Source organism: Flavobacterium sp. ENC (assembly GCF_020991415.1).
Lineage (GTDB): Bacteria > Bacteroidota > Bacteroidia > Flavobacteriales > Flavobacteriaceae > Flavobacterium.
Window position 1 is genome coordinate 441,845 of record NZ_JAJMOY010000002.1, and the last position, 16,043, is coordinate 457,887.

Genomic DNA, 16,043 nt, shown 5'->3' on the forward strand with positions numbered 1-16,043 from the left:
ATTTTATGCGTCCAAAATGTTATATTTAAAAAATCAATAGTAATTTAATACGGGCTATTTCTTAAATTTACGCATTAACCGCATTCAATAGCCCTGCCAATTCGTACTTATGGAAAAACCTGCCGATCAGACTGCAATTATGATGAACAGATTGCAGGAAAGGGAAAAAGAGCAACTGCTGATCCTGTCGATTTGCAGCGCACTTGCACAGGCTTTGAACAGGGAAGAATTTCATACTGTTGCAGGCGGCCTGCTGAAAGAACATTTTCAGTTTGATGATTTTATTTTTGCAACGGCGGCTGAAAATGAAACCGTATATCAGGTTTTTTATCACTATTCACAGCAAAAAGCAGCGCCAAAAAGCTATTCCGTCAACGATGACTTTTTTGCACCCTGTATGGATTCGGCCGATACTGTAGTTTTTGATTTAAAAGCCTCAGCGGACAAAAAGAATCCTTTTCCGGATTACATCACTACAATAGCAGACAAAGGATTTAAAAACGGAGTAGGGATTTGTCTTCCTTACAGTAAAGGAAATCGCGAAGCCGTTTTTCTGTTTTTTAAAAATGCGTCGGCTTTCAGCAGAGAAGCAAACCGGATTATTCGCGGTATCGGGATGCAGCTTTCTATTACTGCCCGAAATATTAAGTTGGCAGAAGAATATAAAGGCCAAATTGCCGAACTGCAGCTTTTGAAAAAGAATTTTACCGAAAAGAAAATACAAACCACTCCTGTAAATACCGAAAGTTTTCACGGAATTGTCGGCAAAAGTGACGCCATGCAAAAAGTGTATGCCTTAATCAGTCAGGTGGCGGCATCTCCTTCTACTGTCCTGATTTCCGGTGAAACAGGAACTGGCAAGGAGTTAGTAGCAAGTGCGATTCATATCTTATCGGCAGTTACCAACGAAAAAATGGTTAAAGTCAATTGCGCTTCCATTCCCGCCAATCTGATCGAAAGTGAATTATTCGGCCATGAAAAAGGGGCTTTTACCGGAGCGACTGATGTAAGAATCGGTAAATTTGAACAGGCAGCTAACGGCACTATTTTTCTGGATGAAATAGGAGAGCTGCCCCTGGAATTACAGGGGAAACTGCTTCGGGTTTTGCAGGAAAAAGAAATAGAACGGATCGGTGGTAAAAACACCATCAAAATAAATGCACGTGTTATCGCTGCAACCAACCGTTCTTTGGAGAAAGAAGTAGCCGAAGGACGCTTCAGAAGTGATTTGTATTACCGCCTCAATGTCTATCCGATTCCTTTGCCTGCCTTGCGCGACCGTCCTGAAGATATTGAAATACTGGGAAATTTTTTCCTTGAAAAACATTCCGGTAAAATCGGAAAAAAGATAAAAGGTTTCTCTAAAAAAGTCCTCAACAGCATGAAGGCCAATGCGTGGCCGGGAAATGTCAGGGAACTGGAAAATATGGTCGAAAGAAGTATTTTGTTTGCCAAAGAGGACGTTATCAAAGAAATGACTTTTCCGGCAGTTTTTATACCTGAAACAGAGACTCCCGGAAACAATTTTTATCCCAAAACATTACAGGAAGTAGAGAAAGAGCATATTTTAAAAGTTGTAAAAAAATGCAACGGAAGAATTTCCGGCCCACAGGGAGCTGCTGTTTTATTAGGACTTCCGGGCACCACGCTGATTTCAAAAATGCAGAAACTGGGGATTAAAAAGAAATATTTCTAAGCTGATTTCTATTCCTGTGGCAGCTTTATTTTTCCCGAAGAAATAGCCCAGAAAACCAATAGAAGCATACTGATGGCCAAAGCAATTACAGGAAACCGGAAGGAAATGCCAAACGCAATTATATACGTGGGCAGTCCGTACAAATAATTATTCCTGATTTTTCTGATGGCTGAATCTGTAATTCCGGGACGTAACAGCTTTTTGTTACGGCTTGCAATGCACCACAACAGATTGTATGAAATATTGATCAGCACAAAGATTCCGGTGTAAACCGCAACCGCAATCGAAGCCGCTTCCCCGTTGAAAAAACGTGCGAGTAAAGCAGTCGGATACGATACTGTGGTCACTAGAAAAAGAATCAGGCCGTTGGCAAACATGATGGCTGTATTGCGGCTGTAAATCTGCTTGAAGATTTTGTGATGATTGACCCACATGATAAAAATACTGAAAAAAGAAAGTGTAAAAGCAAGATATGTCGTCCATTCACCTTTTAAAAAAGCAAGCAGTTCAGCACCGTTTTTGACCGCAGTGATTTCCGGAGCGTGAAGATCCAACACCAGAAGCGTAATGGCGATGGCGAAGACGGCATCACTGAAATTCTCTATTCGTACGGTTTCTTTTTCCATTTTATAATCATTTTTTTACCGCAAAGTGCGCAAAGATTTTTTCTGATGGTAATCGTCAGAAACGCAACGTTCGCAAAGCCAGATCAGCACATAGCTTAGCGAACTTTGCTTTTTTAAAACAGATACTAAAAGCTTTGCGTGCTTTGCGGTTAAATTTTTTTCCAGATCTAAAAAATCTATATTTTTATTCTTTTAGAAATCAGTGTCACCCTGAGCGGAGTCGAAGGCTTTTTACACCAAAAATGGCTTCGACTCCGCTCAGCCTGACAGCAGTTTTTCAATTAAACCTAAGGAGTCATTTAAATTAGAGTTTTATAAATATCGATTTTCGTAGTTTCGGTTCGAGATTTTTTGTCTTGTGGCCTTTTCCGGTAGTATCTTCCACTAATAAAATGGATCCGGTTTCAAATTTTCTTTTTTCTCCCAGAGAAGTTTCGATTTCTACACCGCCTTCGAGTAAAACAATATATTGTCGGTCCGGCGCATTATGAAAATCGTAATCATAAGCCGGTTTTACTTCCCTGAAAACAATCGATTTTACAGGTTCATCATCCGATAAAAAACCGATATCGCCGTTGTTTTTCAATGGAACTTCGAAATCTTCAAAATGACTTTCACCATTTTCATCGCTGTAAACTCTCGTAATTTGTATCATTATTTCTTAGAGAATACGAGTTCGTTGGCCAGATCAATTTCATCCTGACTGATGGTATGTCCCATATCAGGATAGATTTTTTTGGTCACCGAAGCCCCTAATTTTTCAAAAAGCGCTTCAGATGCATTGACTCTTTCCACCGGAACATGAAAGTCGGGATCGCTGGTTCCGATAAAAACCGGAGTATTTTCGAAGTTTCCTTTATAATGCTCTTCGTATACTTTATCGCCTATCAGTCCGCCTGTAAAAGCTACAACTCCTCCGTACTTCGCGGCATTCCGGGCTGTGAATTCCAGGGCAAGACAGGCACCCTGCGAAAATCCAAGAAAGTAAATGTTTTCCTTTTCAATTCCGTTTTGCTGAACCGCGACAACTACCTGGTGAATAGTGTCCAGTGATTTTGAAAACGAAGGTTCATTCTCTTCCAGCGGTACTAAAAAAGAATAGGGGTACCAGGTCCTGTTTTCTGCCTGAGGAGCGATCAGGGCAAAACCTTCCACATTCAGGTATTTTGCAACGGAAAGGATATCATGAGCACCCGCACCACGACCATGGATCATGATCAGGGCTTTTTTGGCCTCCGCTAAGGGAACTCCGGCTGTTATAATTTCTGTATTCATGCTTTTTATTTTTTAATTAATAAGTGGGAATGAATTTTTTTTCCCGCAGATTTGGCAGATTAAGCAGATTTACTCTTTACTCTTTACTCTATATTCTATATTCTTGACTCTTTACTCTTCAACTCTCTAACTCTTCACCCAGATATCCTCATATTCATCCGGATGCTTTTTGAATTGCGCGTGTACGTAAGGACAAAGGGGCAAAACTTTTAAATGATTGGCACGTACATACGAAACCATTTCTTCCAGAAGTTTTTTGGCGTATCCTTTTCCTTCGGCTTCGGGCTCTACTCCGGTATGGTAAACCGTTAGTACGTCTTCTTTGAGGCTTACGGTCATTTCGCCGAGTTTTTTGTCATCGACATAGAGATTGAAAGCACCGTGTTTTTTTTCGTTTAATTCCAGTTGTATTGTTTCCATAATCTTTTAATTATATCCTTGTTTTATACCTAATTTTTTCATTTTTGAATACAAAGTCTGTGGCTGCATTTTTAGTAATTCCGCAGCACCGCCCGTTCCGGACACTTTTCCGTCGCAGGTTTGCAGGGCATTCATGATATGTTCTTTTTCCATTTCCTCCATCGATTTGATTTTTCCGGAAGGCATTTGTACCGGATTCGAAGCAGGGGACGGAAGATCAAATTTTTCGATTTCAGTGGTTTTGGCCAGCAGTACATTTCTTTCGATCAGGTGTTCTAATTCGCGAATATTTCCGGGCCAGTCGTACTGCAGCAGTTGTTCTAAAGCTGAAGCACTGATAGCGCTGACGTTTTTTCTGGCACTTGCCGCATATTTCTTTAGAAAGTAAAGGGACAACGATTCAATATCTTCCCGGCGTTCTTTTAAGGCCGGCAATTGAATTGGAAATACATTCAGCCTGTAATATAAATCCAGCCTGAAACGTCCTTCAGCGACTTCTTTTTCTAAAGAACGGTTGGTTGCTGCGACGATACGGACATTGATTTTAATGGTTTTATTTCCACCAAGCCGCTGGATTTCCTTTTCCTGCAGCACGCGTAATAACTTCACCTGGGAATCTAGGGGCAATTCGCCAATTTCATCCAGAAAAATGGTTCCGTTATCGGCCTGCTCAAACTTTCCGATCCGTAACGCATTGGCTCCCGTGAAGGCTCCTTTTTCATGTCCGAAAAGCTCCGATTCGATAAGGGAATGTGGCAAAGCAGCACAATTGACCACTACAATCGGATTGGATTTATGAACCGAGAGATCGTGTATGGCATGCGCGACTCTTTCTTTTCCGGTACCGCTTTCGCCCAAAATCAATACGGAAGTTTCGGCAGGTGCCACTATTTTTATTTTTTCAATCACGTCCTGTAAAAGCGGACTTGTTCCGATAATGCCTTCAATTTCCTGATTTTCGGTTGCTGTTGGAAGTGCTGTAAATGCTCCTTTTTCCTGGTCAAATCGGTATCGTGCAATGTCCAGCATGACAATAAGATCCCGTTCGCGGAAAGGTTTTACCATAAATCCGTACGGATGTGTTGCTTTTACCGCTTCAAGAGTGGTCTGATTGGTATTTGCTGAAATGTACAGAAAAGGCAATTGCAATTCACGCAGTTCCCAGGCGAGGTCAATTCCGGTGAGATCTCCTTTTAGCATGATATCGAGTAATACCCAGTCCGGTCTTTTTTCGCTAATTAATTTTCGGGCCTGTACCACGGAAGAAGCGATACCGGTTACCTGATAACCTGCTTTGACCAGCATGATTTTTAAATCATTTGCGACAATAAATTCATCTTCAACAATTAAAATTTTCTCCTTCATTACCTAAATTTATATTATTTCCGAATTTTCAGAAGATTCTTCAAATTCGGTGTTTCTTGTAAATGCAATTGTAATCGTAAGCCCGTTACTATTTTCCATGTTGAAAGTCCCGTCAATCTGATCGCTTAAACCAATCATCAGATTCATGCCCAGGGAATTTCTTTCAAGGGTTTCAAAATGATCGGGAAGCCCAACTCCGTTATCCGTAATGATCAGCTGATAGTTGTTTTCTCCGATATTTTTGAGAGAGATCATCACTTCACCCATACTGTCTGACGGAAAAGCATATTTAATCGCGTTGTTTATCGCTTCATTTATAATTAAACCAAGCGGAACTGCCTGGGCAACATCAAGATATACTTTTTCGGTATCTAAAATAAAAGTAATGTTTTTATCGGTATTAAAACATTCTTTCATGTAACTGATCAGCTCATAAATGTACCAGGACATATCGATATTGGCCAGATTATCAGACTGATATAATTTTTGATGGATCAGTGACATGGCGTGCATACGGTGCTGGCTGTTTTGTATGGCCATCAAAGCATCTTCGTTATCCAGATAAGCGGATTGTGTGTTTAATAAACTAATGACAATCTGAAGGTTATTTTTAACACGATGGTGAATTTCCTTTAAAAGCCATTCCTTCTCGATCAGCATTTTTTTGTTCAGCTCATTCTGTTCATTAATCTGTTGCCGCTGAATTTCCAGTTCTTCGTTCTTTTTATTTTTGGACCTGAAACTGTTGTACAAAAATGCCAGGAAAAGTACCAAAACCAGTACGCTTCCTATAAAAACATAGCGTACGACAGTGTCGTTCTGAATTTGTATTTTCTGCAATTTGGCTTCCTGCGTCAGCAAATCGATATTTTTATCCTTTTTTTCGCTTTCAAATTCCACCTGAAGGCTGTTAATCTGTTTGCTTTTTTCGCCTTTAAAAACAGAATCTGAAAGGCTTTTATACAGCTGGTAATGTTTTATGGCACCCAGATAATCACCCGTTGAAGAGTCTGCCTTGAACCATATCAAATGACTCTCGGATCTGATATTGTTATTACCGGAGGCTGCCGCAAGGGCATCTAAATGTTTAATGGTCCTGTAGAAATCATCATATTTTTTTATTTGATACTGGTAAGAGGCAAAGCTTCTTAAAATTGCGACGCTGTTACCGTTTCTGTCGGCATTTTCGCCATAGTAATCCTTCAGTATTTTATAGTAAACTGTTGCTTTTGGAATGTTTTCCTGTATTCTGTAAATATTAAACAAAAGGTAATTTTCAACCATTTTTCGTTCTACATTCGAGGTTGGAAACCTGAGCTGCATTTCTTTAATCAGTTTCAGGGCATCATTTTCTTTTTTCTGGCGAATAAGCAACGAACACAGATTCTCGGCAATTGTTCTGACATACTCGGTATCCTTGTAATATTTGGCAATTTCTAATGCTTTATACCAATATTCTTCTGCTTTGTCATTTTGGCGTAAGTAATAGTAAACTACGGCAGCATGATTGTAAACAGAACTCAGCTGTAGCGAATTATCGTGCAGGGCTAAGGCCGTTTTTTCGGCCAAAAGGGCGTATTTCAGTGCTTCGGAGTAATTTCCTTTTTGGGTGTTCACTTCACAAAGTATATTGTAAACGCCTTGCAATTCCGTAAAATGGATGGCTTTATAAATTGCCAGCGATTCCTGTAAGATCAGATCTGCTTTATCAGGATCTTCGTTACTGCTGTATAATTCTCCAAGTTCTTTTAATGTGGTGGCCTGCTTTTCTTTTGCCCCGGATTTTTTAAACAGCTGTATTGCCTTTTCCTTGAGCCCGGCTTTTTTGTTAACATCGTTTTCATAAACAGCAAGTTCATTATAGCTTTCCCCTTGCTGTTCCGTTAAATTGTTTTTTTGAAAATAGGCGAGTGCTTCCTTTGTTTTTTTCAATGCCTTTTCAGAATCACCTTTTTCCCTGCAAATCTGTGCCTCTAAAAGAATTGTTTTTCCTTTTCCGGGTTTATAATTTAAGTCATTGCTTAGGTTTTTGGCCTGAATATTCAGGATATAGGCACTCTCAAGATCTGTTTTAAATTCACCGGGCTTCATAAGATAATAATTGCTTAAAGCCAAAAGCAATTCGACTTTTTGGCTGTCATTTTCAGCGGAAGCTATTTTCTTTTTTAACTGTTCCGGATCTTCCTTTGACTGTGCAATTGCGGAAATGCCCGTACCTAAAAATAATACAGCTGTACATAAGATTCTTATGTGTTTTTTGGCAGAAATAAAAAGGATAAAATTCATTTTTTAAAGATACTATATTATCAGAAATCCGCAACTCCATGCCGGTTTTGTTTACTATTCACGGTGGTATAGGTAACATATAATCATGGCTGCTCCGGGTAAAACCAATGTTCCCAAACCGAAAAATTTTCCGGCAATTGCCCCCAGAAAACACCCGACAAGAAAGCCGGTTATGGTAACCAGTTGTTTCTTAAAACTTAGCAGCACTTCAGCATCTTTTAAGCCATTTTTTAAGAGGTTCCCAAGATCAAGAGAGGCTTGTGTTACATTTCCCGTCATCATGGTGGTCGGCCCGTGTGTTTCTTTAGCATACAATTTTCCAAAAGCATTCTGAAGTCCCATAGCGAATACGGTTGTCATAGCGACGGCATAGATCGTCCATTCGGAGAAAATTTCCAGATAACCAAAAACATACGTTGCTATACCGCTTAAAACCAAAAGAATCCCTTCCCAAAATAAGATGGTGTAATGATTGACACTTTTTAAAGCAATTCTTCCTCCCGCAATCACGGCCAGAATAAAAACAGGAAAAGTGAGCAGTTTCACCCACGCATGCAGGTCTGAGCCTTTGATAATCTGATAGGCAAAGACAATAAAGTTACCCGTAACATGCGCCGAAAAGATCGAATCTGCGGCCACAAACGTTACGGTATCGCAATACCCTGCTATCATGGTGAGCAGCAGGGTAACGTACCAAATATTTTTCTGAATTTCCATAATTTGATTATTTAAGGTGGGCGCGAAGCATCCAGGCCATTTTTTCATGATTTTCCAATAGTCCCGTGATATAGTCGCTGGTTCCGGCATCGTGTAATTCAGCAGCAAAATTGTTGATGTTCTCCCGTAAGTGAATTAGAATGCTTTCGTGGTCCGCCAGTAATTCTTTGATGTAACCGGTGCTGTCGTTTTTCTCTCTGGTTTCTTCGGTAAGATGGGTTAAAGCCAGATATTCTTTCAGTGTTCCCGGAGCATAATGACCTAAAGTTCTGATTCGTTCTGCAACAGTATCTACAATTTCATCCAATGCTTCGTATTGTTGTTCGAAGAAAAGGTGCTTGTTGTAAAAATCAGGGCCTTCAACATTCCAGTGTGCTTTTTTTGTTTTCGTATACAGTACAAATTCGTCAGCCAGAACGGTTGTCAGTACAGCTGCTACTTTTGTGATGCTTTCTTGTTTAATTCCGATGTTTGCTTTCATTTTAAAGGAGGTTTAATAAATAATAATCAAGTGAATATTTTCCGGCACCAAGTGCGAGAATTAATAACAGGGAAAGAGTGTACATGTACGGAACGTCACGCACTTCGAGCGAATCTTTTCTGTGTACGACAAAATACCCTACGGCTGTAACGCCAATTGTTGGTAAAATGGCAAGTCGGGTTCCGATTCCTAAAATAATCAGAAACGGGACAACGGTATCCGAGAAAGTGGCGACTAAACCGTTTAGTTTTTCAGGAAGATGCAACGGATTCGGAACATGTTCCCTTTGTCCGTTTTCCACGCGGAATTTTTTCATTCCGTGAACCCTGAAAAGTTCAACGGCAAGTAAAACCCTAAAAACTAAAAGTGCTGCATTATTGAATGACGTTCCTAAATCGGAATAAAGGATTTGTTTTATAGTTTCAATCATTTCTTTAAAATTTAAAAAGCAAAGCAGGAACAGCCCAAAGCGCCCCAAAATGCAGTATAGTTATTCACCGGAACATTGCTCATTCGGGCCACATCGTGACTGTGAGCGTGAACATCGCAGCTTCCGCTGCAGCTGTGTATCTGAGAAGTCAGGCCTGGTTTGGCGTTTGCTTTTACATTCTTTTCAATGGTGCCCTGCAAATTGCTTCTGACGGGATATCCGTTGTAAATATTAGTAGGGGACCAGTCCGGCAGGATCGGGATGTGCGGTGGTGAAAACGAGGAGAAATCTCCGTTGGCATACACAATTTTTCCGTCGACAATGGTCAGGTCCGCTTCGATTTTTTTAATCTCTTCATCGTCGATCGTGAAATAGTCACGGTCTAAAACCACTAAATCGGCAAACATTCCGGTTCTGATATCGCCTTTTTTGGCCTGTTCCTGCGAAAACCACGCACTTCCTCTGGTGTACAGTTCCAGGGCAGTTGCTCGGTTCAAACGGGTTTCATTGTACAATTGCAAACCTCCAACGGTTTTTCCGACGGTCATCCAGTACATGGAAACCCACGGATTGTAACTGCTGACTCTTGTAGCATCAGAACCCGCACCAACAGGCACTTCCATCTCGATCATTTTTTTGATCGGGGGTGTATTTTCGGCTGCCTTGGCTCCGTAGCGGTCGGTGAAATATTCGCCCTGATACGCCATTCTGCTTTGTACGGCGATACCGCCGCCCAGCACTTTTACACGTTCGATGTTTCTTTCATCAATGGTTTCGGCATGGTCAAATATCCACGGAAGCCCGTTAAACGGAATATCCTGATTGACTTTTTCGAAGACATTTAGAAATCTCGAAATGCTTTCGTTGTACGTCGCATGCAGTCTGAACGGCCAGCGGTTTTCTACCAGAAGACGCACTACTTTTTCGAGTTCTGCTTCCATCGTTTCAGGAAGATCAGGTCTTGGCTGAAGGAAATCTTCAAAATCGGCAGCAGAAAAAACCAGCATTTCACCCGCACCATTATGGCGGTACATGTCGTCTCCCTGATATAATTTTACAGTATCAATCCAGTCTTCGAAATCTTCAAACTCGTGTTTTGGTTTTTGTGTGAACAAATTATAGGCAATTCTTACCGTAAGCTGTTTTTTTTCATTCAGTTCATTAACTACTTTGTAATCGTCCGGAAAGTTCTGAAATCCACCGCCTGCATCAATAACACTGGTGATTCCGAAACGGTTCAGTTCTTTCATGAAATGGCGCGTCGAATTGATTTGATGTTCGTAAGAAAGCGTCGGACCTTTGGCCAGAGTCGAATACAAAATCATCGCGTTTGGCGTCGCAATAATAAGTCCGGTCGGTTCTCCGTTTGAATCACGTTCGATTTGTCCCCCGGGAGGTGCCGGTGTATTTTTAGTATAACCAACGGCTTTTAAGGCAGCCCTGTTCATAATCGCCCTGTCGTATAAATGCAGGATAAAAACCGGAGTTTCTGGAGCAATCGCATTGATTTCTTCCAAAGTCGGCATTCTGCGTTCTGCAAACTGAAATTCAGACCAGCCGCCAACCACACGAACCCATTGCGGATTCGGAGTGCGGTCTACCTGTTCCTTCAGCATTCTGAGGGCATCTGCCAGAGACGGAACACCATCCCAGCGCAGTTCGAGATTATAGTTTAATCCGCCACGGATCAGGTGAATGTGCGAATCATTGATTCCCGGAACCACTCTTCTGTTCCGGAGGTCGATTATTTTGGTTTCCGCTGCTGCAAATTCCATTATATTGCTGTCACTTCCTACGGCAATAAACTTTCCGTCCTTGATGGCTACCGCTGTAACATTTGGCGTTTCCGAATTGAAACTGTGAATTTTACCGTTGAATAAAATCAGATCTGCTTTCATAATTCAGTTATTTAGCGTTAAGCTTTGTAATGGCTTCTTTGATTCCTTCCCCGGCAACAGTATAAAATGCCGGTCCTGCCAGCAAAATGATTTTGCTTAAAGGTTTGTGATCGGATAATTTTTTATCTTTCAGAAAGGTTTGGGTTCTATAGGCTTCAAAAGAGCCTAAGACTACGTTGGTCGCAATTAAAGCTGTTGGAGAATCGATTCCCGCATCTTTAATATCGCTTGCAAAAGCATAATTACTTACCCCCAGACGCAATGCTTCTCTCATGGCCACACTTCCCACACTGATCATTAATTCCGGCGTGAATTTGTTACGGTCACCCAGGCCAATAAGCAATAGTTTTTTGGCGGCCAGCGTTCCTTTTGGAGGCGTGATCAATAAGGTTTCCAAAGAATGTCCTGTAAATTTGCCGCTTTTACGCAATTCGGTAATAATCCCTTTCAGGGCATTGTCTAAATGTACCATTCCGTTTAGGTTGGCAGGAAGGGCGGGAGGGTTGAAGATGTCTCCTTCTGTGTATTCAAAAACACAGGCCACCTGTAATTCTGCTTCAGCCGAAGAGGGACCCTGAACCAATCCGTTTATGGCAACGCCGTCTACTTTTCCCCAGGTAACGGTAGAGCCAAGTGCAGCCATTTTGGTTTCAGGAGCCGTTTGGGCAAAAGACAGGGGAGCAGCAAATAAAAATGTCAAAAGAAATACAGAAAAATATCTAAGTCTGTAGTGGTTGAAAATTGCTATGTTTTTCATAGTTATAAATTTAGTTGTTAAAATTTAAATCCGAGTCTGGCGTTAAAGAACACACCGTCTTTGGAATTGGGTATTATGTCGTTGATAAAAGCACCGGTTTTAAAATACTGAATCCCGCTGACGACCGAAATATATTTGTTGACGCTGTAGGAAAAATTGGCAAGATAGGCGGTCCCGATATACCGTTCTGCCGAAGCACTTCCGGGAAGATTTAGGCTTCCGCTTGGTCTGTAAACACCGTCGTCCAGTGAATACCTCCAGTTAAAAACCACATCGACCTGCATCTTTAACTGTGGCAGTAAATCCATAGTAGCATAGGGATGAATATCGATAAGGTTTACCGGACCCACCTGCGGACTGAAACCAAAATAACCTCCTTTTGGGTACAACGGATTGAACGTTTGCAAGGAGCCGTCGTTTTTGTTTTTGTCTCCGGAGATGTAATCGTTTCGAAGGTTTATGGTGGGTTTGAATTTTATATTTTCGAAAGAATAGCCTACATCAACAGAACCTGTCCAGGCGTTGATATTTCCGGAACCAAAATGTCCAAACTGATAGGCAGCTTCCAGATTGTAAATAAAGCCACCGCCGTATTTCCAAAATCTGGTACCTAACGTATGTCGTTTTTCAGACGCCATTCCTTCTTCAAACACTGATTCGTTTCTTTTAATTCCGAGATAATACAGGTCCAGATTTCCGGCTTTTGGGAATATTATTTTCGAATAAGCACCCCAAAGATTGAGCTGTTTCGATATTTTATTGTCAAAAACTCCAGTGTTTATGGTGTCTGCCATCATCGCAAATCCGTCAATCGAAAATCGGGCGGAAGTGTACATTATTTTTCCTCCGGTAAAATAAAGCCTCGCATTCGGACCTTCCCTTACCGAGATCAATCTTCCGGAACCATAATCCAGTTCCTGTCTTCCGGCACGAATGATTAGTTTTTGGTCTTCTTTCTGCCATAAACTTGCATCCAGAAAAAGATTCTGCACATTCAGCTGATCTTCGTCAATACCACGCGGGCCGTTTGTTCTTCCATCCTGCAAGGCACTTCTTAGTTGTGCAAATACCCGGAAGGTTTTTCCTAAATGAATATCGGCATGAAGATCGTATCGCTGCAACAGGAAATTGTTATGACCAATATTGAGCCTTCCCCAGTCTTCATTGTTGAAATCCACATATTCATATCGCGCTTCACCACCAAAAGAAATATAAACGTCTTTCTGTTTGTTTAAGGGAACGAATTTTAAATTCTCATAAAAATTTCGGGCTGAATCTTTTAGGAATTCATAATTTTCATCATAACGCAACAGCTTAAAATTCTGAGCAGAAGCCATGCTTCCCATCAATAGAAAAGACAGTATAATTATCGTGATTTTGGGCGATATGGATTTTATTGAAGTCAAAATGGTTTTTGGTTTGTAGTTTGCAGTCTCAGTCACGGTCTCAGTCTCAGTCTCAGTCTCAGTTTACAGTCACAGTCACAGTCTCAGTCACAGTCTCAGTCTCAGTTTGCGGTTCACTTACTACTGCTTACTGTGACTGTAAACTGTAAACTTTTCAATTAGTGCTTAAGCATGTTGTGTGCATAATGAATTCCTAAACCGTACGAACCGCCGTATTTTTTCATTAGGTTCGTTACCGGAACATAAGTTTCCTGACGTCCCCAGTCTCTTTGAAGTTCTAATAAATACTGAATAGAAGTGATAGGCTGTGCACCTGCCTGAATCATTCTCTGAACCGCACGTTCATGGGCTTCTTTGCTTACATCACCGCAGGCATCTGTAATGACATAGACTTCGTAACCTTCATCGATAGCAGACAAGGCTGGCCCGACGATACAAACGCCAGTCCATAATCCGGCAAGGACTATTTTCTTTTTGTTTTTACCTGTAATGGCTTTATAGGCATTTTCGTCTTCCCAGGTATTCATAGTCGTACGGTCAATATATCCCGAAGTGGCAATAGGATAAAATTCTTCTACTTCCGGAAAAACAGGACCCGAAAAACTTTCTTCGGCTACTGTGGTAACAACCGTGGGAACATTAAAGATTTTTGATGCGCCGGAAATGATGGCAACATTCGTGCGTAATTCGCTTAACGCAATATTGGTTGTAGCGAAAGCCATTTGCCCTTCAAAGTCAATTAATACTAAGGCGTGATTGTCAGGTGACAATAAGTGAAGTGATGGTTTCATAATATTTTGATTTATAGTTATTTAGTGTAATGAGGCTAATAATATGCCAGATGTATAACTTGTTGTTATACACTAATTTGTGTTTTTTGATAAAATAAAGTACTTGTGATATATCGTAAAATTATTAACGATAAAGCAGAATTTAGGCTGTTAATGTGTAGACAGCTTTCGGATCATTTCGGCAGAAACGGTATCCGCATAGATTCCGAAGGCACTTGTCAGGACACCTTTTATATTATAGAGCTCCGACAGAATTCCGTAAACGATATCTTCATCTCCGGGATCAGTATCTCCTTCAAAACGAAACAGGTATTCAATTTTGAACTCTTCAGGAGACATGGTTTGTGTGTTATTGTTGTAGCGGATGCAGTTGGTGTCAAGATTAAAGTTTTCTGTATAACCTTGCTGATTCAGCCATTGCAAAGCTTCAGTAACCGTATCAAAAGAGGGCTGTTGTAATGAAGTCATAATTTAAAAATTTTAAAACTGCCTGAAAAATTGAACCTTTGCAGGCAGTTTTGGTTGATTAGATTTGCTTATGCTTTAATAAAAGCCAGAATATCGGCATTGATTGTTTCTGCTTCTGTAGTTGGCATACCATGAGGAAAACCGGGATATGAAATTAATTTTCCGTTTTTCAAAAGTTTTGCCGCTCTCGGTGCCTGACCATAAGGCACGATCTGATCGTCTTCTCCGTGCAAAACCAGAACAGGAATATCTAAACTCTTAAGATCTTCCGTAAAGTCAGATTCAGAGAAAGCTTTAATTCCGTCATAATGTGCCAAAACAGAACCCATCATTCCCTGACGCCACCAGTTATGTTTTATACCTTCCTGAACTGTTTTCCCTTCGCGGTTCCATCCGTAAAACGGAATCGGGAAATCATAAAAATATTGTGCTCTGTTAAATCCGGTACCTTGTCTGATTTCATCAAAAATAGCTAAGGGTACACCTTCAGGATTGGATTCGTTTTGAATCATGATTGGTGTAACGGCACTAATAATTACAGCTTTTGCCACTCTTTCCTTACCGTATTTTGCAGCGTAACGAATCACTTCACCACCACCGGTTGAATGACCTACGTGAATAGCATTTTTTAAATCAAGAGCCGCTGTTAATTCGGCTACATCTGAAGCATAGGTTTCCATATTGTTTCCTTCTGAACTCTGACCGGAGCGACCATGCCCGCGTCTGTCATGTGCAATAACTCTGTATCCCTGTTTCAGGAAAAACATCATTTGTGCATCCCAGTCATCACTGGATAAAGGCCATCCGTGGTGAAAAACGATTGGTTGTCCTGTTCCCCAGTCTTTGTAAAAAATTTCTGTTCCGTCTTGTGTTTTAAATGTGCTCATTTTTTTAGTGGTTTTAGATTATTAAATTTTTTAGGGTTGATGATCAAAAAGTAGGATTGCGATGCATCTGCGTTTTTGATTTATTTTATGTTGTTAATTTCTTTTACAAACTTACAGCAGGTCCGGACGACTGTCGATTAACCTAGATTAAGAAAGAAAATAATTGCATTTTTCCGGGGAAAGAGAATTTTCAGTTTTTCTTTTAAGTGCTGTTTTCATGTTCTGCATATTTTAATTTATAGTGATGCAGAACAATAGCCAAAAAATATGCCCTAACTCCAAAAGTGAATAAATTCAGGGGTTTACGGTTTTAAGTACTAATTTTTAATTACGATATTTCGTAAATTTATAGAAGTGTAAGATGAATTTTATGTAATTCTTTGAAAAAGTCATTTAGGGTTTTCCTGAATTTATGGAGTTCAAAACAACTAAAAGGTATTGTTGTTATAAAACAGGATTTTTAAACAACGGAAAAACAATAATTTTCCATGCTGTACTACCCGGAGAAGTATATTTATTTAAAAAAAGAAAATAAAAAAC

General features: G+C 40.5%; 16 protein-coding genes. 1 reads left to right on the forward strand and 15 read right to left on the reverse strand.

Going from position 1 to position 16,043, the window contains the following annotated elements:
• Positions 1-109: 109 nt before the first annotated feature.
• Positions 110-1,696, forward strand: coding sequence for a sigma-54-dependent Fis family transcriptional regulator (locus LPB89_RS06700; RefSeq protein WP_230700993.1), 1,587 nt, complete (start codon positions 110-112; stop codon positions 1,694-1,696).
• An 8-nt stretch (positions 1,697-1,704) separates the two neighbouring features.
• Here the strand turns inward: LPB89_RS06700 and LPB89_RS06705 are convergent, their stop codons facing one another.
• The 15 genes from LPB89_RS06705 to LPB89_RS06775 all read right to left on the reverse strand — a co-directional run bounded on the left by LPB89_RS06705 (position 1,705) and on the right by LPB89_RS06775 (position 15,503).
• Positions 1,705-2,322, reverse strand: coding sequence for a TMEM175 family protein (locus tag LPB89_RS06705; protein ID WP_230700994.1), 618 nt, complete (start codon positions 2,320-2,322; stop codon positions 1,705-1,707).
• Between the two features lie 304 nt (positions 2,323-2,626).
• Positions 2,627-2,977: a hypothetical protein gene (locus LPB89_RS06710; protein ID WP_230700995.1), complete on the reverse strand. Its 351-nt coding sequence runs from the start codon at positions 2,975-2,977 to the stop codon at positions 2,627-2,629.
• Complete coding sequence (locus tag LPB89_RS06715) at positions 2,977-3,597, reverse strand: alpha/beta hydrolase (RefSeq protein WP_230700996.1); 621 nt, start codon at positions 3,595-3,597, stop codon at positions 2,977-2,979. Before LPB89_RS06715 ends, LPB89_RS06710 begins: the two co-directional genes overlap by 1 nt.
• 126 nt (positions 3,598-3,723) lie before the next feature.
• Positions 3,724-4,017 carry a GNAT family N-acetyltransferase gene (locus LPB89_RS06720; RefSeq protein WP_230700997.1) on the reverse strand — a complete coding sequence of 98 codons (294 nt, stop codon included), beginning with the start codon at positions 4,015-4,017 and terminating at the stop codon, positions 3,724-3,726.
• Between the two features lie 6 nt (positions 4,018-4,023).
• Positions 4,024-5,382 carry a sigma-54 dependent transcriptional regulator gene (locus tag LPB89_RS06725; RefSeq protein WP_230700998.1) on the reverse strand — a complete coding sequence of 453 codons (1,359 nt, stop codon included), beginning with the start codon at positions 5,380-5,382 and terminating at the stop codon, positions 4,024-4,026.
• Positions 5,383-5,391: 9 nt separating this feature from the next.
• Positions 5,392-7,668, reverse strand: a complete 2,277-nt coding sequence (locus LPB89_RS06730) for a histidine kinase dimerization/phosphoacceptor domain -containing protein (RefSeq protein ID WP_230700999.1) — start codon at positions 7,666-7,668, stop codon at positions 5,392-5,394.
• Between the two features lie 54 nt (positions 7,669-7,722).
• Positions 7,723-8,385, reverse strand: coding sequence for a YoaK family protein (locus tag LPB89_RS06735; RefSeq protein WP_230701000.1), 663 nt, complete (start codon positions 8,383-8,385; stop codon positions 7,723-7,725).
• A 7-nt stretch (positions 8,386-8,392) separates the two neighbouring features.
• Entirely contained in the window at positions 8,393-8,866 is a 474-nt protein-coding gene (locus LPB89_RS06740) for a Dps family protein (protein ID WP_230701001.1), read from the reverse strand.
• Between the two features lies 1 nt (position 8,867).
• The gene (locus LPB89_RS06745; RefSeq protein ID WP_230701002.1) at positions 8,868-9,296 is read right to left on the reverse strand and encodes a DoxX family protein; all 429 of its coding nucleotides are present in this window, start codon (positions 9,294-9,296) and stop codon (positions 8,868-8,870) included.
• Between the two features lie 11 nt (positions 9,297-9,307).
• Positions 9,308-11,194 (reverse strand): amidohydrolase, encoded by a 1,887-nt coding sequence (locus tag LPB89_RS06750; RefSeq protein ID WP_230701003.1) that lies wholly within the window; start codon positions 11,192-11,194, stop codon positions 9,308-9,310.
• Between the two features lie 7 nt (positions 11,195-11,201).
• Positions 11,202-11,951, reverse strand: a complete 750-nt coding sequence (locus LPB89_RS06755; RefSeq protein WP_230701004.1) for a M17 family peptidase N-terminal domain-containing protein — start codon at positions 11,949-11,951, stop codon at positions 11,202-11,204.
• Positions 11,952-11,968: 17 nt separating this feature from the next.
• Entirely contained in the window at positions 11,969-13,357 is a 1,389-nt protein-coding gene (locus LPB89_RS06760; protein ID WP_230701005.1) for an alginate export family protein, read from the reverse strand.
• 158 nt (positions 13,358-13,515) lie between these two features.
• Positions 13,516-14,148, reverse strand: a complete 633-nt coding sequence (locus LPB89_RS06765) for a hydrolase (RefSeq protein WP_230701006.1) — start codon at positions 14,146-14,148, stop codon at positions 13,516-13,518.
• Between the two features lie 150 nt (positions 14,149-14,298).
• Positions 14,299-14,616, reverse strand: a complete 318-nt coding sequence (locus LPB89_RS06770; protein WP_230701007.1) for a phosphoribosylpyrophosphate synthetase — start codon at positions 14,614-14,616, stop codon at positions 14,299-14,301.
• A gap of 68 nt (positions 14,617-14,684) precedes the next feature.
• Entirely contained in the window at positions 14,685-15,503 is an 819-nt protein-coding gene (locus LPB89_RS06775; RefSeq protein ID WP_230701008.1) for an alpha/beta fold hydrolase, read from the reverse strand.
• Positions 15,504-16,043: the final 540 nt, after the last annotated feature.